Annotated in this window: 22 protein-coding genes and 1 tRNA gene; 6 read left to right on the plus strand and 17 right to left on the minus strand. The window is 70.3% G+C overall.

The window, feature by feature from the left end; translation table 11 throughout:
• Window positions 1-22: 22 nt before the first annotated feature.
• The 3 genes from ilvN to ilvD form a co-directional block, all read right to left on the minus strand.
• A complete protein-coding gene (gene ilvN, locus QZX79_RS15820) occupies window positions 23-535 on the minus strand; it encodes an acetolactate synthase small subunit (RefSeq protein WP_120165272.1) in 513 nt (170 codons plus the stop codon).
• 2 nt (window positions 536-537) lie between these two features.
• Entirely contained in the window at window positions 538-2,418 is a 1,881-nt protein-coding gene (locus tag QZX79_RS15825) for an acetolactate synthase large subunit (RefSeq protein WP_294569736.1), read from the minus strand.
• A 368-nt stretch (window positions 2,419-2,786) separates the two neighbouring features.
• Window positions 2,787-4,487, minus strand: a complete 1,701-nt coding sequence (gene ilvD, locus QZX79_RS15830; RefSeq protein WP_294569738.1) for a dihydroxy-acid dehydratase — start codon at window positions 4,485-4,487, stop codon at window positions 2,787-2,789.
• Window positions 4,488-4,685: 198 nt separating this feature from the next.
• On the opposite strand from ilvD, the gene QZX79_RS15835 reads away from it, so the two are divergent.
• Window positions 4,686-5,162: a hypothetical protein gene (locus QZX79_RS15835; protein WP_294569741.1), complete on the plus strand. Its 477-nt coding sequence runs from the start codon at window positions 4,686-4,688 to the stop codon at window positions 5,160-5,162.
• Window positions 5,163-5,165: 3 nt separating this feature from the next.
• On the opposite strand, the gene QZX79_RS15840 is transcribed toward QZX79_RS15835, so the two are convergent.
• Complete coding sequence (locus QZX79_RS15840) at window positions 5,166-6,131, minus strand: 2-hydroxyacid dehydrogenase (RefSeq protein ID WP_294569743.1); 966 nt, start codon at window positions 6,129-6,131, stop codon at window positions 5,166-5,168.
• Window positions 6,132-6,293: 162 nt separating this feature from the next.
• On the opposite strand from QZX79_RS15840, the gene QZX79_RS15845 reads away from it, so the two are divergent.
• The gene (locus tag QZX79_RS15845) at window positions 6,294-7,964 is read left to right on the plus strand and encodes a cell wall metabolism sensor histidine kinase WalK (RefSeq protein ID WP_294569746.1); all 1,671 of its coding nucleotides are present in this window, start codon (window positions 6,294-6,296) and stop codon (window positions 7,962-7,964) included.
• Between the two features lie 112 nt (window positions 7,965-8,076).
• Window positions 8,077-8,149 (plus strand) — tRNA-Lys (locus QZX79_RS15850).
• Window positions 8,150-8,360: 211 nt separating this feature from the next.
• On the opposite strand, the gene QZX79_RS15855 is transcribed toward QZX79_RS15850, so the two are convergent.
• Entirely contained in the window at window positions 8,361-10,439 is a 2,079-nt protein-coding gene (locus QZX79_RS15855) for an acyltransferase family protein (RefSeq protein ID WP_294569773.1), read from the minus strand.
• Window positions 10,440-10,909: 470 nt separating this feature from the next.
• Between QZX79_RS15855 and QZX79_RS15860 the strand changes: the two genes are divergently transcribed.
• A complete protein-coding gene (locus QZX79_RS15860) occupies window positions 10,910-11,146 on the plus strand; it encodes a hypothetical protein (RefSeq protein WP_294569748.1) in 237 nt (78 codons plus the stop codon).
• Between the two features lie 19 nt (window positions 11,147-11,165).
• On the opposite strand, the gene QZX79_RS15865 is transcribed toward QZX79_RS15860, so the two are convergent.
• From QZX79_RS15865 to QZX79_RS15885, 5 genes are all read right to left on the minus strand, one after another.
• Complete coding sequence (locus QZX79_RS15865; RefSeq protein ID WP_294569750.1) at window positions 11,166-12,782, minus strand: MFS transporter; 1,617 nt, start codon at window positions 12,780-12,782, stop codon at window positions 11,166-11,168.
• Between the two features lie 193 nt (window positions 12,783-12,975).
• Window positions 12,976-13,167: a DUF2795 domain-containing protein gene (locus QZX79_RS15870; protein WP_120165263.1), complete on the minus strand. Its 192-nt coding sequence runs from the start codon at window positions 13,165-13,167 to the stop codon at window positions 12,976-12,978.
• A 30-nt stretch (window positions 13,168-13,197) separates the two neighbouring features.
• Window positions 13,198-14,058, minus strand: coding sequence for a glycosyltransferase (locus QZX79_RS15875; protein WP_294569751.1), 861 nt, complete (start codon window positions 14,056-14,058; stop codon window positions 13,198-13,200).
• On the minus strand, window positions 14,055-15,551 hold the full coding sequence (gene rfaE2, locus QZX79_RS15880; protein ID WP_294569754.1) for a D-glycero-beta-D-manno-heptose 1-phosphate adenylyltransferase: 1,497 nt from the start codon (window positions 15,549-15,551) through the stop codon (window positions 14,055-14,057). Before rfaE2 ends, QZX79_RS15875 begins: the two co-directional genes overlap by 4 nt.
• Entirely contained in the window at window positions 15,551-16,954 is a 1,404-nt protein-coding gene (locus QZX79_RS15885; RefSeq protein ID WP_294569755.1) for an aldehyde dehydrogenase, read from the minus strand. Before QZX79_RS15885 ends, rfaE2 begins: the two co-directional genes overlap by 1 nt.
• A 231-nt stretch (window positions 16,955-17,185) precedes the next feature.
• On the opposite strand from QZX79_RS15885, the gene QZX79_RS15890 reads away from it, so the two are divergent.
• Window positions 17,186-18,343 (plus strand): glycosyltransferase family 9 protein, encoded by a 1,158-nt coding sequence (locus tag QZX79_RS15890; protein ID WP_294569757.1) that lies wholly within the window; start codon window positions 17,186-17,188, stop codon window positions 18,341-18,343.
• Here the strand turns inward: QZX79_RS15890 and QZX79_RS15895 are convergent.
• The 7 genes from QZX79_RS15895 to QZX79_RS15925 form a co-directional block, all read right to left on the minus strand.
• Window positions 18,309-19,034: an SDR family oxidoreductase gene (locus QZX79_RS15895; RefSeq protein WP_294569759.1), complete on the minus strand. Its 726-nt coding sequence runs from the start codon at window positions 19,032-19,034 to the stop codon at window positions 18,309-18,311. The genes QZX79_RS15890 and QZX79_RS15895 overlap by 35 nt on opposite strands.
• A 74-nt stretch (window positions 19,035-19,108) precedes the next feature.
• Window positions 19,109-20,470 carry a PfkB family carbohydrate kinase gene (locus QZX79_RS15900; protein WP_294569761.1) on the minus strand — a complete coding sequence of 454 codons (1,362 nt, stop codon included), beginning with the start codon at window positions 20,468-20,470 and terminating at the stop codon, window positions 19,109-19,111.
• Complete coding sequence (locus QZX79_RS15905; protein ID WP_294569775.1) at window positions 20,467-21,033, minus strand: SIS domain-containing protein; 567 nt, start codon at window positions 21,031-21,033, stop codon at window positions 20,467-20,469. Before QZX79_RS15905 ends, QZX79_RS15900 begins: the two co-directional genes overlap by 4 nt.
• A 119-nt stretch (window positions 21,034-21,152) precedes the next feature.
• Entirely contained in the window at window positions 21,153-22,436 is a 1,284-nt protein-coding gene (locus QZX79_RS15910) for a glycosyltransferase (RefSeq protein ID WP_294569762.1), read from the minus strand.
• Complete coding sequence (locus tag QZX79_RS15915) at window positions 22,433-23,434, minus strand: glycosyltransferase (RefSeq protein WP_294569764.1); 1,002 nt, start codon at window positions 23,432-23,434, stop codon at window positions 22,433-22,435. The genes QZX79_RS15910 and QZX79_RS15915 overlap by 4 nt, the downstream gene beginning before the upstream one ends.
• Window positions 23,431-24,531, minus strand: a complete 1,101-nt coding sequence (locus tag QZX79_RS15920) for a glycosyltransferase family 9 protein (RefSeq protein ID WP_294569766.1) — start codon at window positions 24,529-24,531, stop codon at window positions 23,431-23,433. Before QZX79_RS15920 ends, QZX79_RS15915 begins: the two co-directional genes overlap by 4 nt.
• Window positions 24,528-25,073, minus strand: coding sequence for an HAD family hydrolase (locus QZX79_RS15925; protein ID WP_294569768.1), 546 nt, complete (start codon window positions 25,071-25,073; stop codon window positions 24,528-24,530). The genes QZX79_RS15920 and QZX79_RS15925 overlap by 4 nt, the downstream gene beginning before the upstream one ends.
• Before the next feature lie 113 nt (window positions 25,074-25,186).
• Here QZX79_RS15925 and QZX79_RS15930 point away from each other — a divergent pair.
• On the plus strand, window positions 25,187-26,106 hold a 920-nt coding region (locus QZX79_RS15930), incomplete at its 3' end, for a glycosyltransferase family 9 protein (RefSeq protein ID WP_294569770.1).

Below are 26,106 nucleotides of genomic sequence, written 5' to 3' on the forward strand. Positions count from 1 at the left end.
GGGTGGAACGGGCGGTGCGGGCTCAGGCGCTGCGGAGCGCCCGATCGCTCATCGACTTCGCCCCGCGGCTGATCGCGAGGGTGCCGGACTGGACGATCTCCCGCACCCCGAACGGCTCGAGCACCGACAGGAGGGCGCTGAGCTTCTCGGGGGTGCCGGTGGCCTCGATGATCAGCGAGTCGGTGGACACGTCGACGACGGAGGCCCGGAACAGGTCGGCGGCCTGGGTGACCTGCAGCCTGGTTGCCGCGTCGGCGCGCACCTTGACCAGGATGTGGTCACGCTGCACCGACTGTTCGGAGGTGAGCTCGACAATCTTGATGACATTGATGAGCTTGTTCAACTGTTTGGTGACCTGCTCGAGCAGGTCCCCTTCGGCCTCGACCACGACGGTCATCCTGGACATGCCGGGAATCTCGGTGGGGCCGACCGCGAGGGAGTTGATGTTGAAGGCGCGGCGGGCGAAAAGGCTTGCGACGCGGGTCAGGACGCCGGGGACGTCCTCGACGAGTACTGAGAGCGTGTGACGGGTCATGGCTAGTCCTCCTGCTCCCATACGGGGGTCATATTGCGGGCGATCTGAATGAGGTCGTTGCTAACCCCGGCGGGCACCATCGGCCACACCATCGAATCGCGGCTCACCACGAAGTCGACGACGACGGGCCGGTCATTGATCGCCAGCGCCTGCTTGATGGTGGCGTCGATGTCCTCGTCACGCTCGCACCGCAGGCCGGCGCACCCGTAGGCGTCGGCAAGCTTGACGAAGTCCGGCACGCGGACGGTGTCGTGCCCGGTGTTCAGGTCGGTATTGGAGTACCGGCCCTCGTAGAACAGGGTCTGCCACTGCCGGACCATGCCGAGCGATGAGTTGTTGATGACCGCGACCTTGATCGGGATGTTGTTGATGACGCAGGTCGCGAGTTCCTGGTTGGTCATCTGGAAGCAGCCGTCGCCGTCGATGGCCCAGACCACCCGGTCCGGGTTGCCGACCTTGGCGCCCATGGCGGCGGGGACCGAGTAGCCCATGGTGCCGAGCCCGCCCGAGTTGAGCCAGGCGTGCGGGCGTTCGTACTGGATGAACTGGGCGGCCCACATCTGGTGCTGGCCGACGCCCGCAACATAGACCCCCTCGGGGCCGGTGAGCTCACCGATGCGCTTGATCACCTGCTGGGGCGCGGAGAGTCCGTCGTCGGGCTGGGTGAAGCCGATCGGATAGGTCTCGCGGAGCCGGTTGATGGTGTTCCACCAGGCCGAGATGTCGGGGGCTGCCCCGCCGTCGTACTGCTCGCGGACAGCGGAGATGAGTTCGGGGATGATTTCCTTGACCGATCCCACGATGGGCACGTCGGCGGTGCGGTTCTTGGAGATCTCCGCGGGGTCGATGTCCGCGTGGATGACCTTGGCGCCCGGCGCGAAGCTGGAGAGCACTCCGGTGACCCGGTCGTCGAAGCGTGCGCCCAGGGTGATCAGCAGGTCGGACTGCTGCAGGGCGGTGACGGCCGAGACGGAGCCGTGCATGCCGGGCATTCCGACGTGCTGGGGGTGGGAATCCGGGAACACACCACGGGCCATGAGCGTGGTGACGACCGGCGCGCCGACCAGCTCGGCGAGCTCCTTCAGCTCCGCGGCGGCGTGGGCCTTGATGACGCCGCCACCGACGTAGAAGACCGGCCGGGTGGAACCGGCGATCAGGCGGGCGGCCTCCCGGACCTGCTTGGAGTGTCCCCGCACCACGGTGCGGTAGCCGGGGATGTCGATCTTCGGCGGCCAGGAGAAGGTCATCTTGCCCTGCTGGGCGTCCTTGGCGATATCGACCAGCACCGGCCCGGGGCGGCCGGTCGAGGCGATGTGGAAGGCCTCGGCGAGCACGCGGGGGATGTCGTTGGCATTGGTGACCAGGTAGGAGTGTTTGGTGATCGGCATGGTGATGCCGACGATGTCCGCCTCCTGGAAGGCGTCCGAGCCGATGACGGCGCTCGCGACCTGACCGGTGATGGCGACCAGGGGCACCGAATCCATGTGGGCGTCCGCGATGGCGGTGACGAGGTTCGTTGCGCCGGGACCTGAGGTGGCGATGCAGACGCCCGGGCGGCCGGTGACCATGGCGTAGCCCTGGGCGGCGTGCCCCGCGCCCTGCTCATGCCGGACGAGGATGTGGCGGAGCTTGGTGGAGGCCATCAGCGGGTCGTAGGTCGGCAGAATGGCTCCGCCGGGAAGTCCGAAGATGTCGTCGACGCCGAGCTCTTCAAGGGACCGGACGATCGCCGAGGAGCCGAGCATTTCGGTGGGGGGCACAACGTTGTTGGGTCCCCGGACTGCGCTTACCTGCACCGCGTGGGCAGTATCCCTGCCAGGGGCTGCAGGAGCGGCCGGCCTTGCTGCCATCAGCGCCGGGCTGATGGGCGATCCCTTGGACATCTGAAACTTCCTTCGGAACGTGTACTGCATTGACGTGCTGGACAGTTGGTGCGCGATTTGTCCTGTGGAAACAAAAAACCCCTCCGCCTGGTGGGCTGGTGAGGGGTTGCGCGTGACGTAGGGTCTACCGGTCGGGCTTTAGGCCACGCGCTTGGTAAGGACGACGATTACGTTCACTGACTGCATATTTGAAGTCTCCTCGTACGGGTTATGCAGTGTCAACAGCACTCCCCCTTGTCTCACATGCTGGACAAGGCGTCCAGTTAGTGGACACTAACTGACCCGAGGTGCCGCGGACCGCGTGGCCCCGAAGCGCCGTGCGACCTCGTGCTCCGTGCACTCTCAGCACACGGAGCACGAGGAGGTTTCTAGCCGCAATAGGCGCCCTCGGAGGCCGAGTGGACCAGCTTCGCGTACTTGGCCAGGACACCCTTGGTGTAACGGGCCGGCAGCGGCTCCCAGCCGACCTTGCGGGCTTCCAGCTCGGCCTCATCAACGAGCAGGTCGAAGCTCTTGTTGGGGATGTCGACGCGGATGTGGTCGCCGTCGCGGATGAATGCGATGGGACCGCCGTCGACCGCCTCGGGGGCCACGTGCCCGATGCACAGGCCGGTGGTGCCGCCGGAGAAGCGCCCGTCGGTGACCAGGAGAACGTCCTTGCCGAGCCCTGCGCCCTTGATGGCCCCGGTGATGGCGAGCATTTCGCGCATGCCCGGGCCGCCCTTGGGTCCCTCGTAGCGGATGACGACGACGTCGCCGGCCTTGATGGTGCCTTCGGCGAGGGCGGCGAGGGCGCCCTGCTCACGTTCGAACACGCGGGCGGTTCCCTCGAAGATGGAGGCGTCGAACCCTGCGGTCTTCACCACGGCGCCTTCGGGGGCGAGGGATCCCTTGAGGATGCTGATGCCGCCGGTCTTGTGGACGGGGTTGTCCATGGCACGCAGGATCTTGCCGTCGAGGTCCGGCGGGTTGATCTCGGCGAGGTTCTCGGCGACGGTCTTGCCGGTGACGGTCAGGGCGTCGCCGTGGATGAGCCCGGCGTCAAGCAGTGCCCGCATGATCACGGGGACGCCGCCGACCCGGTCGACGTCGGTCATGACGTACCGGCCGAAGGGCTTGAGGTCGCCCAGGTGGGGAATCCGGTCGCCGATGCGGTTGAAGTCGTCGAGGGTGAGGTCGACCTCTGCCTCGCGGGCGATGGCGAGGAGGTGAAGGACGGCGTTGGTCGAGCCGCCGAAGGCCATCGTGACGGCGATGGCGTTCTCGAAGGCCTTGCGGGTCATGATGTCGCGGGCGGTGATGCCGAGGCGCAGCAGGTTCACGACGGCCTCGCCGGACTGGCGGGCGAAGTGGTCGCGGCGGCGGTCCGCCGAGGGCGGAGCGGCCGAGCCGGGGAGGGACATGCCGAGGGCCTCGCCGATGCAGGCCATGGTGTTCGCGGTGTACATGCCGCCGCAGGCGCCCTCACCGGGGCAGATCGCCTTCTCGATGCGGGTGAGGTCCCCCACCGACATCTTCCCGGCGGCGCACGCACCGACGGCTTCGAACGCGTCGATCAGGGTGACTTCCTTCTCGGTGCCGTCCTCGAGCTTGACCCAGCCGGGCATGATCGTCCCGGCGTAGAGGAAGACGCTGGCCAGGTCGAGGCGGGCGGCAGCCATGAGCATCCCGGGCAGGGACTTGTCGCAGCCTGCAAGGAGGACAGAGCCGTCGATGCGCTCGGCTTCCATGACCGTTTCGACCGAGTCGGCGATGACCTCACGCGAGACGAGGGAGAAGTGCATGCCCTCGTGGCCCATCGAAATGCCGTCGGAGACGGAGATGGTGCCGAACTGCATGGGGAACCCGCCGCCTGCGTGCACGCCCTCCTTGGCTCCCTGGGCGAGCCGGTTGAGCGAGAGGTTGCAGGGGGTGATCTCGTTCCAGGAACTGGCAACGCCGATCTGGGGCTTGACGAAATCGTCGTCGCCCATGCCGACGGCCCGCAGCATTCCGCGCGCCGGCGCCCGCTCGATTCCGTCGGTTACCGCACGGCTTCTTGGCTTGATGTCAGGGGTAGTCGAGGTCATGCCTGAAAGTCTATGGGTAACCGTCGCGGGTTCCTGTTTTCTGTTTCCGGGCTGTTACCGCCCGGCGGTTCGCGGCTGTCAACCGTCCACCTTGAAGGTGCCTCCGGTAGAATCGGCCGCAGTGGGCGAGCGCCCGCGGGCCGTGGGGGTCGATGCCGCGGCCGATCCACCAGCCGGCACCTAACTCCTTGGCGGAACATGACGTCCGAGCCTGCATCCTCCCCAGAGCACCTTTCCGGCGGCCAGGGGCTGAAGAACGCCCTCCGCCGGATCTTTGATTCGCAGATCCCGAACTTTGGCGCCTACAACCTCGTCTTTGCCGCGCCGGAAGAACCGGAGGAGCAGGAGCAGGGGGGGCTCCCCACGCCGGACGGGACGTCCTATGTGCTCGGCTACCGATGGAAGCCGGCCGAGCTCATGATCGCGCCGGTCCGCGTCGCCGACCTCAGCGGCGCCGGTTCCCCGGTGGAGGTCAATATGACGAACCTGGCGCATGCGACCATGTGGGACGACAACACCTACGAGGTCGGCACCAGCACCGGAAAGGTCTTCCGTTTCGCCGTCGAGGACCAGCCCGTGCTGGATGTCGGTCCGGGCAACGGCATCGTCCTCGAGCAGGACGTCGACCGCATCGATTTCGACGCCTTCATGGAGGCCTTCATCGGGCTCGCCTAGCCCCTACGCCCACGGACCTGGCTGGACGAGGTTCTCAGGGTCGGCGCCGCTGCCCAGCAGGTGGAGCTGGCGCTCGAGGAGCCGGACGATGCGGGGCCAGAACGCGCCGGAATTGCCCCCGACGTGCGGGGTGATCAGCGCGCCGGGTGCCCGCCACAGCGGGTGTTCCGCCGGCAGCGGTTCGGGATCCACGACATCCAGGGCTGCGCGGAGCCTGCCCGCCACCACCTCCCGGGTCAGCGCTTCGGTATCAACGACGGGGCCGCGGGCGACATTGACCACCAGGGCGCCGTCCGGAAGCGCGGCGAGCACCTCGGCCCCGATCAGTCCCTGGGTCGCCTCGGTCAGCGGCGTGATGACGATGACGACGTCGTGGGCGGGCGCCAATGCCACGAGCTCCGAGGCCGCGTGGACGTGCCCGGACTCGTCGTCGCGGGCGGAACTGCCGACCCGGGTGAGGAGGACGTCGAAGGCGTCGAGGCGGCGCTTGATCTCCCGTCCGATGCCGCCCACGCCGACCAGGAGCACGCGCTGGTCGGCCAGCCCCGGGTACCGCCGCGGCCGCCACAGCCCCTCGCGTTGATTGCGGACGGCGTCGTCGATTCCACGCAGCGAGGCCAGGGCCAGGCCGACGGCGAGCTCGGCGGTCGCGGCGGCGTGGACTCCCGAGGCGGTGGCGATGCCGACGCCGGGCCCGACGAGGTCGGTCACCCCGTCGTAGCCGGTGGTCTGGGTCTGAACGAGTTTCAGGCCCGGCGCCATGGGCAGGGCGGAGCGCAGGTCCGGGCTGCCGGTGTAGGGAAGAACGACGGCGTCGACCTCCGCCGGGTCGACCCCCGCCGGGGCGCCGTCGAAGTCCCAGACCGCCAGCCGGATGGCGCCTGCGGCGGGGGCGAGGGCCTCCCGCAGCTCCTCCGAGGGGACGGTGAGGGTTCGAATCGCGTGTCCGGGCCTGCCGCTGGTCTCCATCGGCCCAGCTTAACTGCAGCCGCCGCACCGGAGCACCGCCGGTGCGGCACCGCCGCCGCTGCGCAGGCGTGTGTGATCATAAGGACCGGCGCCGCTGCGAATGAGCTGCCGCCTGCCCACCACCGTTCAGCCACCACCGTTCAACACTTCCGGAGCCGCAGCTTGGATCGAGCCCTGTCCTACCTTACGTTCAACCCGGAGCGCTTCGAACGGCTTTCCCCGCGCCGTCGGATGCTGCTCAGCCAGGTGCCCCTGACCGCGACGGCCCTGATCCTCCTGGCCGTGGTGGCCGTTTTCGCGCCGGCTCTCCTTGCCGGGACCCTGCTGCAGCTGTGCATGCTGATGCACCTGCTGCTGCTCGTGCTCTGCGCCGCCGTCCCGTGGCACCGCCTCCCCCCGGCCGCGACCCTCGCCATCCCGGTCCTCGAATTCATCCCGATCGCGCTGATGCGCGAAGGAGCCGGCACCGAATTCACCGCCCTCGGTCTCCTCGCCGCCTTCCCGGTCATCTGGCTGACGGCGTCGGGGATCCACCCCCGCGCCGCGATCCTCACCGGAGTTCTTGGCTCCCTGGCCGTGGTGTGGCTGCCGCAGTTCCTGCGGGGGCCCGTGACCGCCGAAGAACTGGCCCGGCCCATGCTCCTGCCCATCATGATGCTGGCCATCGGCATCACCATCAGCGCCATCACCGGGGGCTTCAGGAACCAGCGAAGGATCCTTGAGAGCAAGGATGCCGAACTCCGCTCGCTCCTTCAGGCCAGCGCCCGGCGCGAACGGCTGCTCCACACCGTGGTGAACGCCGTCGACGTCGGGGTGCTCGCCGTCGACTCCTCCGGCAAGGAGATTCTCGCCAACCAGAAGCACCGGCGGCTGATGCCCTCCACCGCGGACCCGGCCGGCGCCGTCCACGGCGAGGCCGCCGCCCCCATGTTCGAGGAGGACGGAACCACCGTGCTGGCACCGGAACGGCGTCCGCTGTACCGGGCGGTCGGCGGTGAGACCTTTTCGAAGGAAGTGGTGCGGATCGGCGCCGGCCCGGAGCAGAAGACCCTCTCGGCGTCGGCGGCACGCATGAAATCCGACGACGGGCGCCATGACGGCACGGTCGTCACCTTCAGCGACGTCACGGAACTGATGTCGGCGCTGAACGCGAAGCAGGCCTTCATCTCCAACATCACCCACGAACTGCGCACCCCGCTGACCTCGATCGTCGGCTACGTGGAGATGCTCTCCAGTGTCGACGGCGCGCCCGCACCGATGGTGGCCGGACTCGACGTCGTCTCCCGCAACGCGCAGCGCCTGCTCGGGCTGGTCAACGACCTGCTGGGGACCGCCGACGGCCCGACGGCGCTGGATCCCTCCCCCACCGACTTCGTCCAGGTGGTCTCCCAGGCCATCGCCTCGGCGACGCCCCGTGCGATCGAGGCGGGGGTGGTGCTCGACACCGATCTGGCGGACGGCCTGCGGGTGGTGTGCGACCCCGGGAAGATCGGGCAGGTGCTCGATAACCTCATCTCCAACGCGATCAAGTATTCACCGCGCGGCGGGACCATCACGGTTCACGCGCGGTCCGAGGATGGCCGGATGCTGTGCACCGTGACCGACACCGGGATGGGGATGAGCGAAGCCGACTGCCGCAACGTGTTCACCCGGTTCTTCCGCAGCCCGGAGGCGGTGCGTGCGGCGATCCCGGGTGTGGGGTTGGGGCTGGCCATCGTGAAGGAGATCATCGACCAGCACGACGGCGGAATCGAGTGCCGGAGCCGGCTCGGCGAGGGCACCTCCATGACCTTCTGCCTGCCTCTGAAGCAGCCGGCCCTGAGCGTGAACTGAGCGTGAACTGAGCGGCCGGTCCCCTCGATTTTTCGATTCCGCAGGAGTGCTGGTAGAGTTTCATGCTGTTGCGGATGACACGGACTCGCAAAAAAGACCGTCTCAACGCCACGCACCTCTAGCTCAATTGGCAGAGCAATTGACTCTTAATCAATGGGTTCCGGGTTCAAGTCCCGGGGGGTGCACAGGGAAGAAAGCGGCTCCGATTCGGCGAAATGCCAGATCGGAGCCGCTTTCGTTGTGCCCTCTCAAAGGCCGAGGTGCACGCTTAGTGCCGCTTTTTCCGGACTCCCTGCATCCTGCTCAAACCCAACCAGCACCCTGACCCGGCGCCCATCCTCCGCCGGAGCCTTCGAATCCCCTGCCGTGAACCTGCATGCGGTTCGCCGAGCTTCCTCAGCTTCCCAGCGTTGAGTCCAGCGCGGCGTGGAACCTCTTGTCGAACTCCGGAAGCATCGTCCTCACGTAGTCCGCCGTAAGGTGGTTGTGATCGAGGTACACGTAGACGTTGCCAATGACCGGCCGGCACAATTCGTCCGGGCAGATCAGATCGGTCATGTCCATCAGTGGGACCTTCGTCCCCGCCTTCTTCTCGTCCAGCCGCGGGGCGATCGCGGGGAGTTTGGCGTCGAGCGGCGATGAGCACTCCGAGGAGGCTGAACCGCTCCGCTCCACGCACTCCATCACGTTGAAGGTGAACCGCGGATTGTCCCGGACCGTAATCAGCGGGATACCGGCCTTGGTGAGGATCTGAGCGACCTTCTCGAGCCCGGTGTTGGCTTGCTCCTGAGGCGTGTCGTAGTCAGCTTTGGTGCCGACCGTGAAAACGACATCGGGTTTCGTCTCGACGGCGTACGCCGTCGCAGCGGCATTGAACTCCTTGCAGGCGGCAGCAGCACCCTTCACTTCAAGCCCGTACCGGCAACCTCCGAACACCAGCGTCTGGACCCGGTAATTGTGCTTTTCAGCCATGGGAAGGATCGCTCCCAGCCACTGTTCGGCCTTTGAGTCTCCGATCACCAGGATCGTTTTGTCAGGTGTTCCCGGGGTGAGCGCCGCCCTGCACGCACCCGATGTCGCTTCGCTTTGGGTGGGACGCAGCTCCGGAGGACACTTCGCATGAAGAATGCGCCATTCCCTGCTTCGCGTGACATCCGGAATAGGGGGCGCATCTTCCGACGACCGGTCCACGAACCCTGGGAGCAGGGACATCGCTCCAGGATTGTCCTTGTCCGCCTGTTCCACCAGCCGCTGCGCTTCAATTTTGAGCCCGGTCTGCAGCGCTGCCACTGGGGTAGCGACGACCGCGAGCGAAATGAGGATTCCGAGCAGGGTCCGTAGGCGGCGCTCCCCGGGTTTGGACCGGTTTCGGACCGGCGTCTCGATGAAACGCGTGGTCACGTAGGCCAGGACCAGTGAGAGTCCGATGATTGCGGTACCTCCCACAGGACCCACAGCCTCCCGCCCGCGGTAGACCAGGTAAATCACCAGGATAGGCCAGTGCCAAAGGTACAACGCGTACGAGATGTCGCCCAGTTTCACAAGGGGCCTCGCGGAGAGGATCCTGTCGGCGCCGAAGCGGCTTCCGGTGTCGCCGGCCACGATCACCGAGGCCGCCGCAAGGAGTGGCCACAGTGCGACATAACCAGGGAATCCGCGCTCGACGTCCAGCGCGAACCCAACTGAGAGCATCGCGGCGACTCCAATCCATCCGGCCGCAATGCGGGCCGCGCGGGGCAGCCTCAGGTAGGGCAGGGCCAGTGCAAGGAGCGTCCCGAGAGCAAATTCCCACAGCCGCGCGCGGGTGTCGAAGTAGGCAAACGTCTGGTTGGTGTTCGTCTCGTAAATCGAGAACGCAAGGGAGACTACGAACACCAGCCCGAACAGCACTGCTGTCAGGCGCCGGAATCCAATTCCCAAACGCCGTGACAGCAGGGCTGTGGTACCGAATAGGAGCGGCCACAGGATGAAAACCTGACCCTGAATGGACAGGGACCAGAAGTGCTGCAACGGGCTCGACGTACTTTGGTTGAATGCGCTGTAGTCGACGGCCTGGAATGCGAGCAGCCAGTTTTGAAAGTAGAGGAGGGAGGACCACGTCTGCTCCAGAATGCCGGACCATCGGGAGCGTGGAACGAATGCCACGGTGGCGGCCAACGTACCGAGCAGAACCACAACAACGGCCGGAAGCAGCCGGTTGAACAACCTTGCCCAATGCCTTCTCAGTCCAAGCGGCGCTCCCGATTCCATCCTCCGGACAAAGGTCAGGGTCATCAGGAATGCCGAGATGAGGAGGAACACATCGACTCCGCCCGAGACCCGGTCGAACCAGACGTGATAGGTGACGACCATCAGCACGGCGACCGCCCGGAGTCCCTGCACCTCGGGCCGGAACTTACGGTGCGCGGACTCACCGGCCGAGCCGAGGCGGGCCGCTGGGGGCTGGTCAGACCTGCCGCCTGCGGCGTGGTCCATCAGGGTGCTGCTCACATTCGTCCTCGCTGTCGGAGATGGCCGGGTGGCCGCCCTGATGCCTCATCCGCGATGGGCAGGGGTTGACGCCGGGGTCCTCCGCCGGCACCCCAGCATAGAGGACCTGTTACGTCACCGACCGGACCGCCACGGACTACGGGACACCGTCCGACCGCTCCGCCACATCACCGACGGCTTCAGGCCCCCGGTCTGACGTTGGGCCGGCCGAGAAGCAATTTGAATACCCCGGGTTGGATCGGCCTTGGCCCGGTCCAACCCGCCGCGGGCTCCAGCCGGTGGTCACGGGCGGGCCCGGGCTGCGTCTATGCTTAAGACAGAAGCTCCCAGCGGGCTTCGAGGAACCCGGCAAGCTCTCGCCAGCTGCCGGGTTCCGTTCGTTGTAAGGTAAGTGCGACGCCACAGCGCAACCCGTGGGGCCGCAACCGACTCCTCCCGGCCAACAGGAGCTCCGCGTGAAATCCAACGCCGATGACCCGCAGCGGTTCGACTTCCATCCCTGGCCGCGGCTGCCGCGCTCCGGCGGGCGCTCCACGGCACGGCTCGTGGTCGGCAGCATCATCCTCGCCATCATCGTTGTCGACACGGCCCTGTCCGGGCCCAACCTTGGCCGCATCATCGTCGCCTGCATCATCCTGTACGTCGTGACCGTCTGGATGAGGCGCCAGCGCCCGCAGCACCCGGGCCGGTAGCGCGGCGGCGCTCGCGGCGCTAGTCGTCGGCGGAGTGGCGGGACTCCTGGACCGCCGCGCACACAGCCGCAGGCGGGCCGTCCACCGCGCAGTGGCGCAGGGTCGCGGCACCGGTCACAGCGGACCCGGTAGTCCATGCGCCGGCAGCGCGGGCGGTCCGTGAACCGCCGGTGCCGGCGGTCTCAGCACCGGTGGCGTCTGCGGGCTTCGGCGTCGGTGCCGCCGGGCGCTCCGCCCCTTCGGGCAGCACCGGGTTGCGGACCGTGACTGCGGCCAGGACCGCCGCTGCGGCAAGGACCCCGGCGCACACCATCGCTGCGAACCGGAATCCTTCGGCGAAGACCGGGGGGTCCGTGTAGGCGTCCCCTGACAGTCCGGCGAGGGCCGGAAGCACCGCGATGGCGAGAAGGCCTGCGGCGCGGGCGACCGCGTTGTTGACGCCGGAGGCAAGGCCGGCCTGTGCGTCGGGCACCGAGGACAGCGCCGTGGACGTCAGTGGTGCGACCAGCAGGGAAAGTCCGAGCCCAAGGACGACAACCGAGGGAAGGACGTCGACCCAGTAGGACGCGCCCTCTCCGATGCCCAGCATCATCAGCGCGGCTACCGCGCAGATAGCCGGGCCCGCCGCCATGGGAATGCGGGGCCCGATGCGCACGCTCAGCGCACCGGCCCGGGATGACAGCAGGAGCATCAGCACGGTCACCGGCAGCAGCGCGATTCCCGCCGCAAGCGGCGAGAACCCTGCGACGACCTGCAGGTGAACGACGAGCAGGAAGAAGATCCCCCCGAAGGCCCCATAGATCAGGAAGGTGACGGCGTTCGTGGCACTGAACTGGCGCACCGCGAAAATTCCCAGCGGCAGCATGGGCCGCGCCAGCCTGTTCTCCGTGATGAAGAAAGCGATGGTGCACACCGTGCCGATTGCGGCCGCGGTGACCACGGGTGCCGCCAGCGGTCCGGCGGTGGGGATGTCGATCAGCGCGTAGGTCCAGCCACCCAGCGCCCCCGCCCCCAGCAGACCGCCCAGGTAGTCCGGGGTGCCGGTGGCCGACGGATTGCGGGTTTCCGGGACGTGGCGGTGGGAGATAATGACGACGACGACGGCGATCGGCACGTTGATGAGGAAGATCCACCGCCAGGAGACGCTCTCGACGAGCCAGCCGCCCAGGAAGGGCCCGATGGCCGTCGCCACACCTCCGAGTCCCGACCAGGCACCGATGGCGCGTGCGCGGTCCTCCCAGGCGAACGACGCCTGGATCATGGCCAGGCTGCCCGGCGTCAGCAGGGCCCCTCCGATCCCCTGGAGGGCGCGCGCGGCGATCAGGGTGCCGGCGTTGGGGGCCAGCCCGCACAGCAGCGAGGCCACGGCAAACCACACCACGCCGATGACGAAGACGCGCTTGCGTCCGTACCGGTCGCCCAGCGATCCGCCGAGGAGGATGAAGGCGGCGAGGGTCAGGGTGTAGGCCGTAATCGTCCACTGCAGGACCTCGAAGGGTGCATCGAATTCCTCGCCGATAGCGGGCAGCGCCACGTTGACGACCGTCGCGTCGATTCCCGCGATTGCCGACCCCAGAATTGATGCCAGCAACAGCCAGCGGCCTGACGCCGACCCGAACCGTACAACCTCGTTCATGAATTCTCTGCTTCCCGGCAGGCCTCCCGGCGGCTGCCAAGAGTCAGTGTCCCACCCACTGGAAAGCCAAACAAGGAAGGTGCCCGGGAACCGGCCAGCATGACGCGGCGGCTCCCGGACACCGGGAGTGCCCCAACGTCCACCCCCGCCGGAGGGGTAACCGGCCGGAACGGCGGCCGGCGGGAGCGGGCGCTCAGGAGTTGGAGGCCTCCTTGTTGACGTCCGTTGGGGAGTCATACTCCCGGTCGGGCAGCCCCCGCAGGGTTTCCATCACCTCGTCACCGGCGCCTGAGCCCTCCGCGTGCTTCACCAGGTCGTCCTTGGATACGGGGTAGTCGATCCCCCCGAGCGCCTTCTGGATATCGATCGGGCTTGGATTGGCCATTATGTGCATCCCTTCTGTTGATGGATCGATTCACTGGCCGAGGATCACCCCGGCAGCGTCTATGGCACGGTCGGTAACCGTCGTCGGTGATTCAAGGTGCACCGCCCCGGAGGGCAGCAGGCCGGCTCCTCCGTGGCGTTCCATGACACGCCACTGCGCCGCGATGTCCTCACCGGCGTGGGCGGGCGGAAGGTCCTCCCAGAAGTCGAACCCGCCGCACTCCTCCAGCGCACTGCGGTCGAACAGGACGCACCCTCCCACCCACGCGACCTTGTACAACAGCCAGGCTCCCGGTTCGAGGTCCAGCCCGGCGGCGGCATGGGCGAGGTTCGCGGCGTTATGGAGCGGCCACCGGGTGAAGCCGGGGCTCGAGGTCCGCACCCGTTCGGGAGCCACCCGGCCGTCCTCCCAGAATTCAAGGGGTGCGCGTTCCTGCGGGCGGTCATCCGTCAGGTAGGACAGGCCCTGGACGGCGGAGCCGACGAATCCCGCGCCGGAGGCGGTGAGTGCCGTGCGCATCCGCTGCAGCGTCCCCGGTTCGAGCCACACGTCGTTGTCCAGGAACAGGACACTGGGTGCCTCCGCGAGGCCGAGCAGGTGGCTGCGGTGCTCGGCCAGGCCCCGCCGGGGCAGGTGGCGCCCGCACTGCACGCCGCGGCCCTGGGCCCGGAGGACCCGCACCATGGCCTGCACCGCAGGGTGCTCCCAGGCCGGGTCGCCGTCGGTCTGGTCGCTGATGATGACCCGGAAGTCCGGGGTGTCCTGCGCAGCGAGGCCGGCGAGGGTCACGGCCAGCTCGGCTGACCGGGCGAAGGACGGGATGAGGACGTCGATCTCCGGGTCGGCTGCCCCGGCCGGTACGCCCCAGTCCCCCGACCAGCGCCGGGTCACGACGCGCCCTCCACCACCGGGCCGGGTCCGCGGATCTTCCGCAGCACCGCCGAGGTGGACTGTTCGGGAACGTAGTCGAGGATCCGCACCGACCCGCCGCAGGCCTCCACAGCCGGTGTCTCGGCCAGCATCTGTTCGGAGTAGTCACCGCCCTTGGCGTAGATGTCCGGGCGCAGGGCCTCGATCAGGGGCACCGGGGTGTCGGTGCTGAACACCGTGACGTAGTCGACGCAGCTCAGGGCGGCCAGCACACCGGCCCGGTCGGCGGCCGGGTTGATGGGGCGGTCGGGGCCCTTGAGCCGCCGCACGCCGTCGTCGTCGTTGACGGCGACGACCAGCACGTCGCCGAGCTGCTTCGCCTGGTTGAGGTACGCGGTGTGGCCGCGGTGAAGCACGTCGAAGCAGCCGTTGGTGAGCACGATCCTCCGCCCCTCCGCCCGCTCCCGCCGGATGGCCTGCAGCAGCTCGTCCGGTTCGAGCGCCGTCCCCGCGAAGCTGCCGAGGTGCTGGGCGAGATCGGCGGCCGAACAGACCGAGGTGCCGGCGCGGTGCACCACGATGTCGGCGCCCGCCTGGGCGAGGTCGAGGCTTGTGGTCAGCGGCAGCCCGGCGGCGCGGGCCGCGGCCAGGCAGGCCACGAAGGTGTCCCCCGCGCCGGAGGCCTGCTTTTCGGTGGCGGGCCTCGCCCAGGTGCGGTGGAACTCCCCGTCGGCGGTCAGCAGGACCGTGCCGTCCCGGTCGAGGGTGACGACGACGGCGGCCGCTCCACTGGCCTCGAGCAGGTCGGCGCTGCGCTCGCGCACCGCCCGCGCCCGGTCCCCCCGCGGGTCGAGCCGCTCCCCGAGCAGTCCCGCCGCCTCGCGGGCGTTGGGCGTGACCAGGTCGGGGCGCAGTGCGGCCCACGCCGCCGGGTCGTGGGCGTCGACGAGGGTCAGCCGGTCCCCCGGGGCGACCGCGAGCGCGTCGCGGACCTGCCCGTCGAGAACGCCGGAGCCGTAGTCGCACACGATGACGGCGTCGCTGCCGTCGACTGCGGCCGCGGCCTCGGCGGCAACCCGCGCAGCGGCACCGGCGGGCACGCTCCGGGGGGTCTCATCGAGGCGCAGCAGCACCTGGTCGCCGCCGAGGATGCGGTACTTGGTGGTCGTGGTGATGGCGGGATCCTCGACGAGGTGGGTGACGTCCACGCCCGCCTCGGCGAGCAACCCGCGCAGTCGAGCGCCGGCGTCGTCGGCACCAGTGAGCCCGCACAGCCGCACCCGGGCGCCGAGGGCGGCGAGGTTCATCGCGGTGTTCGCCGCACCTCCCGGTGCGTAGTCCCGGCGGTCGAGCTCCACCACCGGGGCCGGAGCCTCCCGGCAGAGCCGCTCGATGGTGCCGCTGAACCAGCCGTCGAGCATCACATCGCCCACCACGGTGACGACCGGCGAGATTCCGGCGATGCTCAGCGGAACCCAGCCGGCCAGGCCGCGGACCTCCTCGAGGCCGCCCATCAGGGTTTTCCCGCCGGAGGGGAACTGATGTGCACCACCTTGACGCGGGTGAATTCGTCGAGCAGTTCGGGCCCGTAGCCGAACCCCTCGCCGCTGATGCCCCGCGGCTGGGCCGAGCCGCCGGGGGCGCCGCCGAAGACGGCGTTGACCTTCACGGTGCCCACCGGAAGGGTGGCGACGGCCCGCTGGGCGTTGGCGATGCTGCCGGTCAGCACGGTCGCGGCCAGCCCGTACCGGCCGGACGCCGCGCGGGCCAGGCCCTCTTCGAAGCTTTCGACGACGCTCACCGGGGCTACCGGTCCGAAGGTTTCCTCGGTCATCACCCGCATCACCTCGGTGCAGCCCAGGAGCACCGTGGCCGGGTAGTGGGCGCCCGGGCCCTCCGGGATCCTCCCTCCGATGGCCCGCACGGCGCCGAAGGTGACCGCCTCGGACACCTGCGCGTGGACCTCCTCGCGCAGCCGCGTGTCAACGAGCGGGGCGAACGCTCCGCTGTCGTTGCGGCGCCGGGCCTGCTCGACGAGCGCCTCGGCGAAGCGCCCGGAAATGTCGTGGTGCACATAGATCCGCTCAACGGCCGTGCAGATCTGCCCGCTGTTGGCGAAGGCACCGATTGCGGCCTGCTCCGCGGCCCAGACCGGGTCCACGTCGGCGTCGATGACGAGCGGATCGTTGCCGCCGTTCTCCCGCAGCACATGCGTTCCGGTGAGCGCGGCGGCCCGGGCGATTCGCTCCCCCGTGGCGCTTGAACCGACGTGGGCGAAGACGTCGACTCCGCTCTGCCGGGTCAGGAGAGCGCCGACCTCGGCTCCGCCGGTGAGGGTGATGAGCACCCCGTAGGGGAAGGCCTGCGAGAGCACCTCCCCGAGCCGCATCCCGAGGTGGGGACAGCGCTCACTTGGCTTGTGCACCACGGTGTTGCCCGTCACCAGTGCCGCCGCGATCAACCCCACGGCGACGGCCACCGGGTCATTCCAGGGGGTCAGCAGGACGGCGACTCCACGGGGTTCGGCTACTGTGTAGTCGGCCGCGAGCACCGCCCCGCGCAGGGCGTGGCCCCGGTGCACCGGCCCCAGTTCGGCGTACTGCTCAAGGGCCGACACCCCTGCATGCACCCCGGCCAGCGCCTCCTCCACCGGCCGTCCGGTCTCGCGGGCGTTCAGCTCCGCAAGCGCTGGTGCCGCGGCCCGAAGGGCATCGGCGGCCGAGCGCAGGTGCCGGCCGCGGACCGCCGGGTCGGTGGCCGCCCACTCGGGGTGGACGGTACGGGCCAGGGACAGGGCGATCTCCACCTGCTCCGGCGTTGAGGGTTCGAGGGTTCCAACAACCGTCCCGTCCCGGGGATCAAGCACGGTGATCGCGTCGGCCTCTGGGGGCGAATCGACGTGGGAATTGGTGGACATCGCGCTCCTTGGCAGGTTCTCCGGGTCGGCCCGCGGCGGCTCTCGAATTCCGGCGGGTAGCTAGACCAATACCCCGGCGTCCATGCATTTACACAGCCCCGGCGCGGGGATTTAGAAATTGTCCTGGGTCCCCGCCGGACCCTATGGTTTCCTCAACACGGCCGGCGGAGACGGTGCGTCGACGCCGGAACGGACCGGGGATGCGGCCCGGGAGCGAATCAGGAGGGGATCATGAACCACGCCCTACCGGCGGTGGCCGAAGGCATCGACGCGACCGCCCGGGGAGTCGGGCCGGTGGGACCGGTCTTCGAGGATGTCGAGCGCATTGCGGTGCTGCGCGGCGGAGGCCTCGGTGACCTGATGTTCGCCGTGCCCGCCATCGACGCCCTCAAGGCCCGGTACCCCCAGGCACGCATCACCCTGCTGGGCACCCCGCTCGCCGCCGCGCTGCTCAGGGACCGCCCCGGGCCGGTGTCCGACGTCGAGATCCTTCCGGCGGCACCGGGCATCCGCGGGGGGACGGCTGACCCGCTGGCGGTTGAGGAGTTCTTCGACCGGATGGCCGCGCTGAACTTCGACCTGGCCGTCCAGATCCACGGCGGTGGGCGCAACTCGAATCCATTCCTGCTGCGCCTGGGCGCCCGGCACACGATCGGAACCCGGACCCCCGACGCGGCGGCGCTCGAGCGCACGATTCCCTACGTCTACTACCAGCACGAGGTCTTCCGCGCCCTTGAGGTTGCCGGTCTCGCGGGGGCTGAACCACGGATCCTCGAGCCGCGGATCGCGGTACGGGCCGACGAACTCGACGACGCCGCCCGGCTCGTGCCCGGCGACGGCCCGCTGGTGACCCTCCATCCGGGGGCGACCGATCCCCGCCGGCGCTGGCCGGCGGAATCCTTTGCCGCGGTGGCCGCGCTCGCGGCCGCCGACGGCGCCCGGGTCCTCGTGGTGGGCGACGAAACGGACCTCCCGGCGGCACGGGAGATCCTTCGGGTCGCACGCCGGCAGGCGCCCGGGGCCTCAATCACCTCGCTGGCCGGAGACCTCGACCTGGGCCAGCTGGCCGGGGTGCTTGCCGCAAGCACCGTGGTCGTCGGCAACGACAGCGGCCCCCGCCACCTCGCGCAGGCCGTGGGCACCCCGACCGTCGGGGTCTATTGGATCGGGAACGTCATCAATGCCGGTGCCATCGGCCGCGCGCTGCACCGCGTCCACTTCGCCTGGGTCACCGCCTGCGCCACCTGCGGCGTGGACGTGACCCAGGTGGGCTGGACGGCCGAACGGTGCGAGCACGACGATTCCTTCGTGGGCACCGTCCGGCCGGAGGCCGTCTACGACGATGTGCGGCAGCTTATGGCCACGAACCTTCCTCTTCGTGGCAGATGAGCATCTGGCGCACCTCGCAGCCCCGCGGCTGAGACAGGGCGAACAGGATGGCGGCGGCCACCCGCTCGGGGTCGTTGAGCCGTGAGTCGTCCTGCGGCTTGTACTGTTCGTCGCGGTCGTCGAAGAAGCGGGTCTTCATGCCCCCCGGGATGATGGTGGTGACCCCCATCCGGCCGGCGGTTTCGGCCGCGAGGGCGTGGGAGAAACCGACGACGCCGAACTTCGAGGCGCAGTAGGCGGTGGCGTCGGCCACCGCACGGATGCCGAGGGTCGAAGCGATCGTCACCACCCGTCCATGGACGGGCAGGAGGTAGGGCAAGGCGGCCCGAACGGTGGAGACGGTGCCGAGCAGGTTGACGCCCAGGACCTTTTCCCACTGCTCGGCCGGAACGTCTTCGAGCTTGCCGCAGCGGTCGATGCCGGCGGCGGTCACCACGGCGTCGAGCCCGCCGAGCGCCTCTCCCGCCTCCCGGACGGCGGCCTCGACCGCGCTCCGGTCGGCCACATCGACCTCGAAGGCCTTGACCCCGGAGACCCGGCTGACGTCGAGGTCGAGGACAACCGGGGTGCCGCCGGCGGCCAGGACGGCCTGCACTACGGCGGCTCCGAGGCCGGAGCCTCCCCCGGTGACGAGCACCCGTCCGGGGTTGGACGCAATCGGGGACCGCTGGTCAGTTGTTGGAGGTGTCATTTCTTCCTTTCGGTTGCTGCGGAGGTGCCCCCGGCCCGGCGGTTCGACCGGGCCGTCGCTGGGGCGGGGCCCGCTCAGCCCACGCGGGCCAGCGCGGCCGCGAGTTTCGTGGTGGAACGGGCCGGAATGTAGGGAACGGTGACGGTCCTGCCGCCCCAGCCGGCGACGAGGCGCGCCTCCGGCAGGTCGGCTGCGGCGTAGTCGCCGCCCTTGACCCAGATGTCCGGCCGCAGGCGTTCGAGGGCGTTTTCCGGTGTCGATTCTTCGAAGACCAGCACCGCGTCGACGCACTCAAGGGCGAGGAGCAGCTCCACCCGGTCCTCAATCTGCATGATCGGCCGGGTTTCTCCCTTGAGCCGGCGCACCGAGGCATCCGAGTTCAGGCACACGATGAGGCAGTCGCCCAGCCCACGGGCGGCGGCGAGGGTGCGGGCATGGCCGGCGTGAAGCAGGTCGAAGCACCCTCCGGTGGCCACCACCGTGCCGCCCGCCTCGCGCGTCCGCCGGGCCGTGTCGAGGGCGTCCGCGCCGGGGACGGCAAGTACCTCCGGTTCCCGGACGGCGCGGAGGGAGGAGACCCCGCCGGCACCCAAAAAGGCCGCCGCGGCCTGCACCGCCTCCTGCGCGGCGGCGTCGAGCGCATACCCGCGGGCCAGTGCGACGGCGAGGGTGGCGGCGAAGCGGTCGCCGGCGCCGCAGGGATCGGGGGCGGTGACCTTCGGGGCGGGAACGGCCTGGGGCAGGGCATCCTCCGCCGAGACCAGCGCGCCCCGTTCCCCCAGGGTCACCACCACGGCCCGGGCCTTCCACCGCGTGCGCAGGCGGTCGGCGGCCTCGGCGGCCGCGGCGGTCCGCTCTCCGTCGACCCCAGTGAACCGGAGCGCCTCGGCGAAATTGGGCGTCACCGCCGTGGTTCCGGGCAGCGGGTCGGCCCCCGACGGGTGGGGGTCCCAGACGACCGGGACCCGCCCCACCTGCCGCTCCAGCGCCTGGCGCAGGTCCTGGTTGAACAGCAGCCCCCGGCCGTAGTCGGCCACCACAATCGCCTCGGCGCGCTCGAGGGCGGCCGCCATCTCCGGGGTGCAGGCCGGCACCGGTGCCGGCGCGCACCCCTCATCGAAGCGCACCACGGGGTGCCCGGCGGCCCGGACCCGGGTCTTGACCGGGGTCGGGGCCCCGGACGGACCGGCGGTCACGGTGATCCCCTCGAGCTCGGCGCGCAGGAGGACCGCGGCGTCGTCGTCGGAGAGGACCGTGACCAGTTCGGTGTCGTGGCCGTCGCGCTGGAGCATCCGCGCCACCAGCCCTGCGCCGCCGGCCCGCCGCTGCACCGTGTCGACGTCGACGACCGGCACCGGGGCGTCCGGCGAGAGGCGATCCGCCGCTCCGGACAGGTCGGCGTCGAGGAGGACATCGCCGATCACCAGAACCCTCATGAGCGTTCCTCCCGGTACCGGCGCACTTCCGAATCGAACGCCCGGCACAGCGCGTGCAGGGCGATCAGGTGTCCCTCCTGGGCGTTGGCCGAGGCTGCCTCCACCGCAACGTAGTCGTCGACGCAGCAGCTGAGCGGGTTGGGCGCCGAACCGGTGAGGGCCCAGGTGGTGATGCCTGCCGCCCGGGCCGCCTCCACCGCGTGCAGCAGGTTCGGGCTTTTCCCGCTCGTGCTGAGCAGGATCAGCACGTCGCCGCGCCGGCCGTGGGCGCGCACCTGACGGGCGAACAGCTGGTCGTACCCGTAGTCGTTGGCGATCGCGGTTACCGCCGAGCTCTCGGCATGGAGGGAGATCGCGGAGAACGGCTCGCGCTCGCCGTCGAACCTTCCCACCAGTTCGGCGGTGAGGTGCTGTGCCTCGGCAGCCGACCCGCCGTTTCCTGCGGCGAGCAGCCGGCTTCCGGTCAGCAGGCGCCCGGCCAGTTCCACGCCCCAGCGGGCGAGGTGGTCCGCCTCGGCGCGCAGGGATTCGAGGGCGGGAAGGACCGCCGCCAGGTGTTCCACGACGGCCTTGCGGGAGTGCGCATGCCGCTCGTCGGAGAATCCGTCGAGTCCGGCCGGAAGGTCCCGGTCGTGCGCCGGCAGGGTGCCGAGGGGCCGGCCGGCGTTGAGGTATTCGGCGGTCACAGCGCCCTCCCTCCCGTGCTCTCCAGTGGGCGCGGCAGCGGATCCACCGGCGCCTCATCGGTCAGGCGTGCGCTGCGCAGCGTCAGCAGGTAGGCCTTTTCGGTGTCCGCGGCGATCCGGTTCCAGGAGTACCGGGCCCGGACCCGCCGGTAGCCGTTCCGGCCGAGTTCGGCGCCCCAGTCGGGGCTGTCGAGGATCTCCCCCACCGCACCGGCGATGGCAGCGGGGTCCTGCGGCGGAACGTGCCTGCCGGTGCGTCCGTCGACCACCGTGTCGACAAGTCCCCCGACGGCCGCGGCGACGACGGGAACCCCGCACGCCATGGCCTCGAGGGGGACGATGCCGAAGGGCTCGTACCAGGGCGCGCAGACAACGGCATCGGCGCTGCGCAGGACTCCGGGCATCTCCTCCCGCCCCACCTGGCCGGCGAACACCACCCGGTCCCCGACCCCCAGGTCGGCGGCCAGGGTCTTCAGCCGCCGTGCCTCAGGGTCCTCCTCGAGGCGGGCAGCGTTTCCGGGGCCGCCGACGAGCACAAGCTCGGCGTCGCACCCGCCGTCGGCGAGGATCCGCAGGGCGCGGATCGCCAGGTCCATGCCCTTGCGTGGAACCAGGCGTCCGACGGAAACGATCCGGTGCGTCCGCCCGCGGGGAGCCGCGGGCCCCGTCGGGGAGAACAGGTCGAGGTCGACCCCGCACGGTGCGATGGAGACCCGGGTGCCGGGGATGCCGAGCGCCTTGAGTTCGAAGACCTCGTCGCTGCAGGTGGCGATGATCCGGTCCGCACCCCGGCCGACGGCCGTCTCAAGCCGGATGCGCTCCGCGGGGCTGGTGTCCTCGCCGCCCTGATGGCGGCGCTTCACCGTGCCCAGGGCATGGAAGGTCTGGACCACCACCGGCCGGCGGGTGGTTGGGCACTGCGCCGCCGCGTCGAGGCAGGCCAGCCCGGACATCCAGAAGTGTCCATGGACCACCTCGGGCGGACGGGCCCCCCAGTCCGCCAGGATGCCCCGGGCGAAGTCCGGCATGAACGGCAGCAGCTGGTCCTTCGGCACTGGGCGGGGAGGACCGGCATCGACGTGGACGATGTCGAGGCCTGCGGCGGAGCGCACGCGCCGGGGCAGGCCGGGATCGTCCCGTCGAGTGTAGACCGTGACGTCGTGGCCGCGCTGCGCGAGGGCACGGGACAGTTCCGCGACATGCACGTTCTGCCCGCCTGCATCGACTCCGCCCAGGGCCGCGAGCGGACTCGCGTGTTCGGAAACCAGGGATATCCTCACTGCGCTCTCCTTTCAGTTACTGCCAGGACCCGCCCGCGCCCGGCAGCGGTATCCAGCACGTCGTCCCAGTCCGCCAGGAACCGGTCGAGGGAATAACGGTCGAGGGCGGCCCGGCGGGCGGCACGGCCGCGGGAACGGGCCTCGTCGGGGTCGGCCAGCAGCCGCGCAGCCATGGCCGTGAGGTCACCGACGTTCGTCGAGACGGCTCCGGCCTCGGGCGGGACCGCCCTCGCCGCCTCGGTGGTCGCCAGGACCAGCACGGGCATGCCAAGGTGCATCGCCTCAAGCAGGGCGAGTCCAAGGGAGGTCCACCGCAGGGGGTGGAGATAGGCGCGGGAGCGGGCCAGCCGGGCGTGGAGCTGCGCGGTGGGCAGGTCCCCACCGAGCCGCAGCCGCTCCGGGGGCAGCCCGAGCAGGTCCGGAAGGCCGTCGCCGCCCATGCCGAACACCTCAAGGGGTGCGGTGGGGGCAAAGCGGGCCAGCAGGTCGGTGCCGGTGACGCGTCCCCTGCGGACCGGTTCGTTGATGACCACCCCGAGCTGTTCCAGCTCCCCGGTGTAGAGCGGGCCGGGATCGACGATGCCGTGTTCGACGACGGTGGTCCGGGCCATCCCGTTGTCCCAGATCAGCTCGTTGAAATGCGTCACGTGGACCACGGGGATGAGGTCCTGCCCCGCGAGGGGATGAAGCGCCGACGGAACATCGCCCTTGGGCGTGTTGTGCTCGAGGTAGACGGCCGGCAGGTCCCGTCCTGGCGTGCGGTTCAGGAGCCGCTCGCACTCCGCGATCTCCTCGACCCGCTGCAGGACGACGACGTCGATGTCCTGCCCGGCGAGCTGTCCGGGCTCCACCTCACGCACCGAATCCGGCCAGTCCCTCCCCGCGCGGCCCAGGCCCCACGGCCCGCCCTCGGCGGTGGTGGGAAGCAGGTAGGTGTGGCTGCCGCGTACGAAGGCGTCGGTCCACCCTCCATGGACGTGCCAGAGCATGATCTTCATTGGCTCCTCCTTTCCCTGCCGCGCGTCTCCGCGCGGCCGATGCGGCGCCGTGAACCGAGCGAGGCGACTCCGGCGGTCAGCCGGCGGACCGCGTCGACGACCTCCTCGGGCTGGACGCTCGAGAGGCACGGATGGCCCGGCACGGGGCACGTCCGGGCACGGCTCAGGGCGCAGGGCGCGCCCTGGTCTCCGAGGAGCTCAACGGGCACCTTGTAGGGCGCCCACCGTACGGCGGGCACCACGGGCGAGAACAGGCAGGCCACCGGCGTCCCCACGGCGGCGGCGAGGTGGGCCGGCCCGGTGTTGCCGGTGATGACGGCGGCGGCGCCCTGCAGGACGGCCGCCAGGGACGCGAGGTCCGTGCGGCCTCCGAGGTCGAGCCCCTCGGGGCCGGCGACCGTCGCGGTCAGCCCGGTCTCCGCGGGTCCGCCCGTGACGACCACGCGGAAGCCCGCGGCGGTGAGCAGTTCGACGGCGGCGGCGTGGTGCAGCGGAGGCCAGGCGCGCGCCGGCACGGCGGCCCCGGGGTGCACGACGACATAGGGAGCCTCCCCCACGAGGGCCGAAACGTCGGGAAGGCCGGTGACGTGGAGGCGTCCATCGTCGTCCGGGGGGAGCTGGTAGCCGGCGGCCGCCGCGATGCGCAGCGCCCGTTCGGCCTCCGGCTGGTCCTCGGGGAAGTCCTCGCCGGGCTTGAGCCGGACATCGAGCAGGGACCCGGCGTAGTCGACCGACGCCCCCGTGATCCGCGCGATGCCGGCCAGCCGCAGCGCCAGGGCCAGCGGCAGCGGCGACTGGTGGAAGGAGGTGAGGATGACCGCCTCCGCGGCGCCGCATGCCTCGGCGGTGTCGATGACCTCCCGCAGCAGGCCGGAGGTGACCGGCGGCGCGGGATCGACGATCCAGGGCGCCGCCCAGGTGAGCACGTCCACGACGCCGGGCAGCAGCCGGGCCGCCGGTGCGCCCTGCGGCCCGCACAGCATGACCACCTCGGCCGGCGCTCCCCCGCGCCCGGCGGCGATAGCACGGACGGCCGGTCCGGCGAGCAGGACATCTCCCACGCTGTCGAGGCGGGCCACCAGCACGCGCCCGGTCACTGCGGATCCCGCCAGAGCAGCTCCACGGCCTCGCCGAGGGAGGAGGCGACGGCCGGCGCGGCGGCGATCTCCTCCGGGCGGGTCACGGCGGTGGGCACCAGGACACCTGCCGCACCGGCCGCCCGGGCGGCGCCCATGTCGGCGCCGATGTCGCCGATCACCGCCACTTCGGCGGGCTCCAACCCGAGCCTGCGGCAGGCGGCCAGGACCATGCCGGGCTCCGGTTTCCGGCAGGCGCACCCGTCGCCCGGGCCATGGGGGCAGACCTCCCAGACGGCGAAGGGGCCAAGGATCTCGTCGATGCGGGCATGAACGGCGTCGACCTGCGCGCGGGTCAGGAGCCCCCTCGCTATCCCGGACTGGTTCGTCACCACCCCCACCGCGACGCCGGCGTCCCGCAGCCGGTCAAGGACCTCCCGGGCACCGGGCATCGCCTGGACGAGCGCCGGCTCACCGTTGTACGGGACATCGACGACAAGCGTTCCGTCGCGGTCGAAAAGGACCGCCTGGGGAGCGGCCGCAGCCAAAGCCCTGCTTCTCATACAAGCTCTGTTCCCGAGAAGAAGCAGTGCTAAACACTTGAAGGCAAACTTCTTTCCGCCCTGCCGCCGGAAGTGCCCGGCCCTGCGCCCGCTTCCTCTGCAAGGATGGGGCCATGGCATCGAACCTCGCCGCGTCCCCGCACCCGGACGGCCGGCCGGAACTGCTCGCCCTGCGCGCCCTGAAGCTGGGGGACCTCCTGGTGGCCGTGCCCGCACTGCGCGGGCTGCGCCGGGCGTTCCCCGGACACCGCATCCGGTACGCCGCCCAGGCCTGGCTCGCACCGATCGTGGCGCTCACCGACGCCGTCGATGAGCTGCTCCCGACGCACGGACTCGATGAGCCCCTGGACCTCGCCCCCGGGAGCATCGACATCGCCGTCAACCTCCATGGCAGCGGACCCGAGAGCCGGGGGCGGCTCGAGGAGATCGCTCCCGCCCGGCGCATAGGCCACCGCTCCCCGGGGTGGGACGGCCCGCCCTGGCAGGACGGCGTCCACGAGCGGCACCGGTGGGCCGGCCTCGTCTCCTGGCACGGAGTGCCGGCCGACCCGCTGGACCTGCGCCTGCGCATCCCCGATGAGGAAAGCTCCGCGCCCGGGGCCGTCGTCGTGCACGTCGGGGCCGCGTATGGGAGCCGGCTGTGGCCGGTGGACCGCTTCGCCGCCGTCTCCAAGGCGCTGGCCGGCGCCGGCCACCAGGTCCTGCTGACCGGCAGCGCCGGCGAGCGGGCGCGGGCGCTGGCGGTCGCCGAGGCCGCGGGGCTCCCCGAACCCGCCGTCGTCGCCGGGGAGGTGCCGCTCGAGCGTTTCGCGGCGCTCGTCGCCGGGGCCAGCCTCGTCGTGTCGGCCGATACCGGCGCCGCCCATCTCGCCTCCGCCTACGCCCGCCCCTCCGTCGTGCTCTTCGGGCCGGCGCCGGTCGAGGAGTGGGGCCCTCCGCCCGGGCCGCACATCGTGCTCACCGATGCCTCGAAGCGGGTCGGCGAAACCTTCGCCACGGAGCCTGACCCCGCGTTGCTCGCGGTGACCCCCGA

The organism is uncultured Arthrobacter sp. (genome assembly GCF_902805515.1).
Lineage (GTDB): Bacteria > Actinomycetota > Actinomycetes > Actinomycetales > Micrococcaceae > Arthrobacter_D.

Bases quoted from the DNA above. Each gene is read 5' to 3' on its own strand.
- ilvN (WP_120165272.1), bottom strand. From the start codon at position 535: ATGACCCGTCACACGCTCTCAGTACTCGTCGAGGACGTCCCCGGCGTC.
- QZX79_RS15825 (WP_294569736.1), bottom strand. From the start codon at position 2,418: ATGTCCAAGGGATCGCCCATCAGCCCGGCGCTGATGGCAGCAAGGCCG.
- ilvD (WP_294569738.1), bottom strand. From the start codon at position 4,487: ATGACCTCGACTACCCCTGACATCAAGCCAAGAAGCCGTGCGGTAACC.
- QZX79_RS15835 (WP_294569741.1), top strand. From the start codon at position 4,686: ATGACGTCCGAGCCTGCATCCTCCCCAGAGCACCTTTCCGGCGGCCAG.
- QZX79_RS15840 (WP_294569743.1), bottom strand. From the start codon at position 6,131: ATGGAGACCAGCGGCAGGCCCGGACACGCGATTCGAACCCTCACCGTC.
- QZX79_RS15855 (WP_294569773.1), bottom strand. From the start codon at position 10,439: ATGGACCACGCCGCAGGCGGCAGGTCTGACCAGCCCCCAGCGGCCCGC.
- QZX79_RS15865 (WP_294569750.1), bottom strand. From the start codon at position 12,782: ATGAACGAGGTTGTACGGTTCGGGTCGGCGTCAGGCCGCTGGCTGTTG.
- QZX79_RS15870 (WP_120165263.1), bottom strand. From the start codon at position 13,167: ATGGCCAATCCAAGCCCGATCGATATCCAGAAGGCGCTCGGGGGGATC.
- rfaE2 (WP_294569754.1), bottom strand. From the start codon at position 15,551: ATGGGCGGCCTCGAGGAGGTCCGCGGCCTGGCCGGCTGGGTTCCGCTG.
- QZX79_RS15885 (WP_294569755.1), bottom strand. From the start codon at position 16,954: ATGTCCACCAATTCCCACGTCGATTCGCCCCCAGAGGCCGACGCGATC.
- QZX79_RS15890 (WP_294569757.1), top strand. From the start codon at position 17,186: ATGAACCACGCCCTACCGGCGGTGGCCGAAGGCATCGACGCGACCGCC.
- QZX79_RS15895 (WP_294569759.1), bottom strand. From the start codon at position 19,034: ATGACACCTCCAACAACTGACCAGCGGTCCCCGATTGCGTCCAACCCC.
- QZX79_RS15900 (WP_294569761.1), bottom strand. From the start codon at position 20,470: ATGAGGGTTCTGGTGATCGGCGATGTCCTCCTCGACGCCGACCTGTCC.
- QZX79_RS15915 (WP_294569764.1), bottom strand. From the start codon at position 23,434: ATGAAGATCATGCTCTGGCACGTCCATGGAGGGTGGACCGACGCCTTC.
- QZX79_RS15925 (WP_294569768.1), bottom strand. From the start codon at position 25,073: ATGAGAAGCAGGGCTTTGGCTGCGGCCGCTCCCCAGGCGGTCCTTTTC.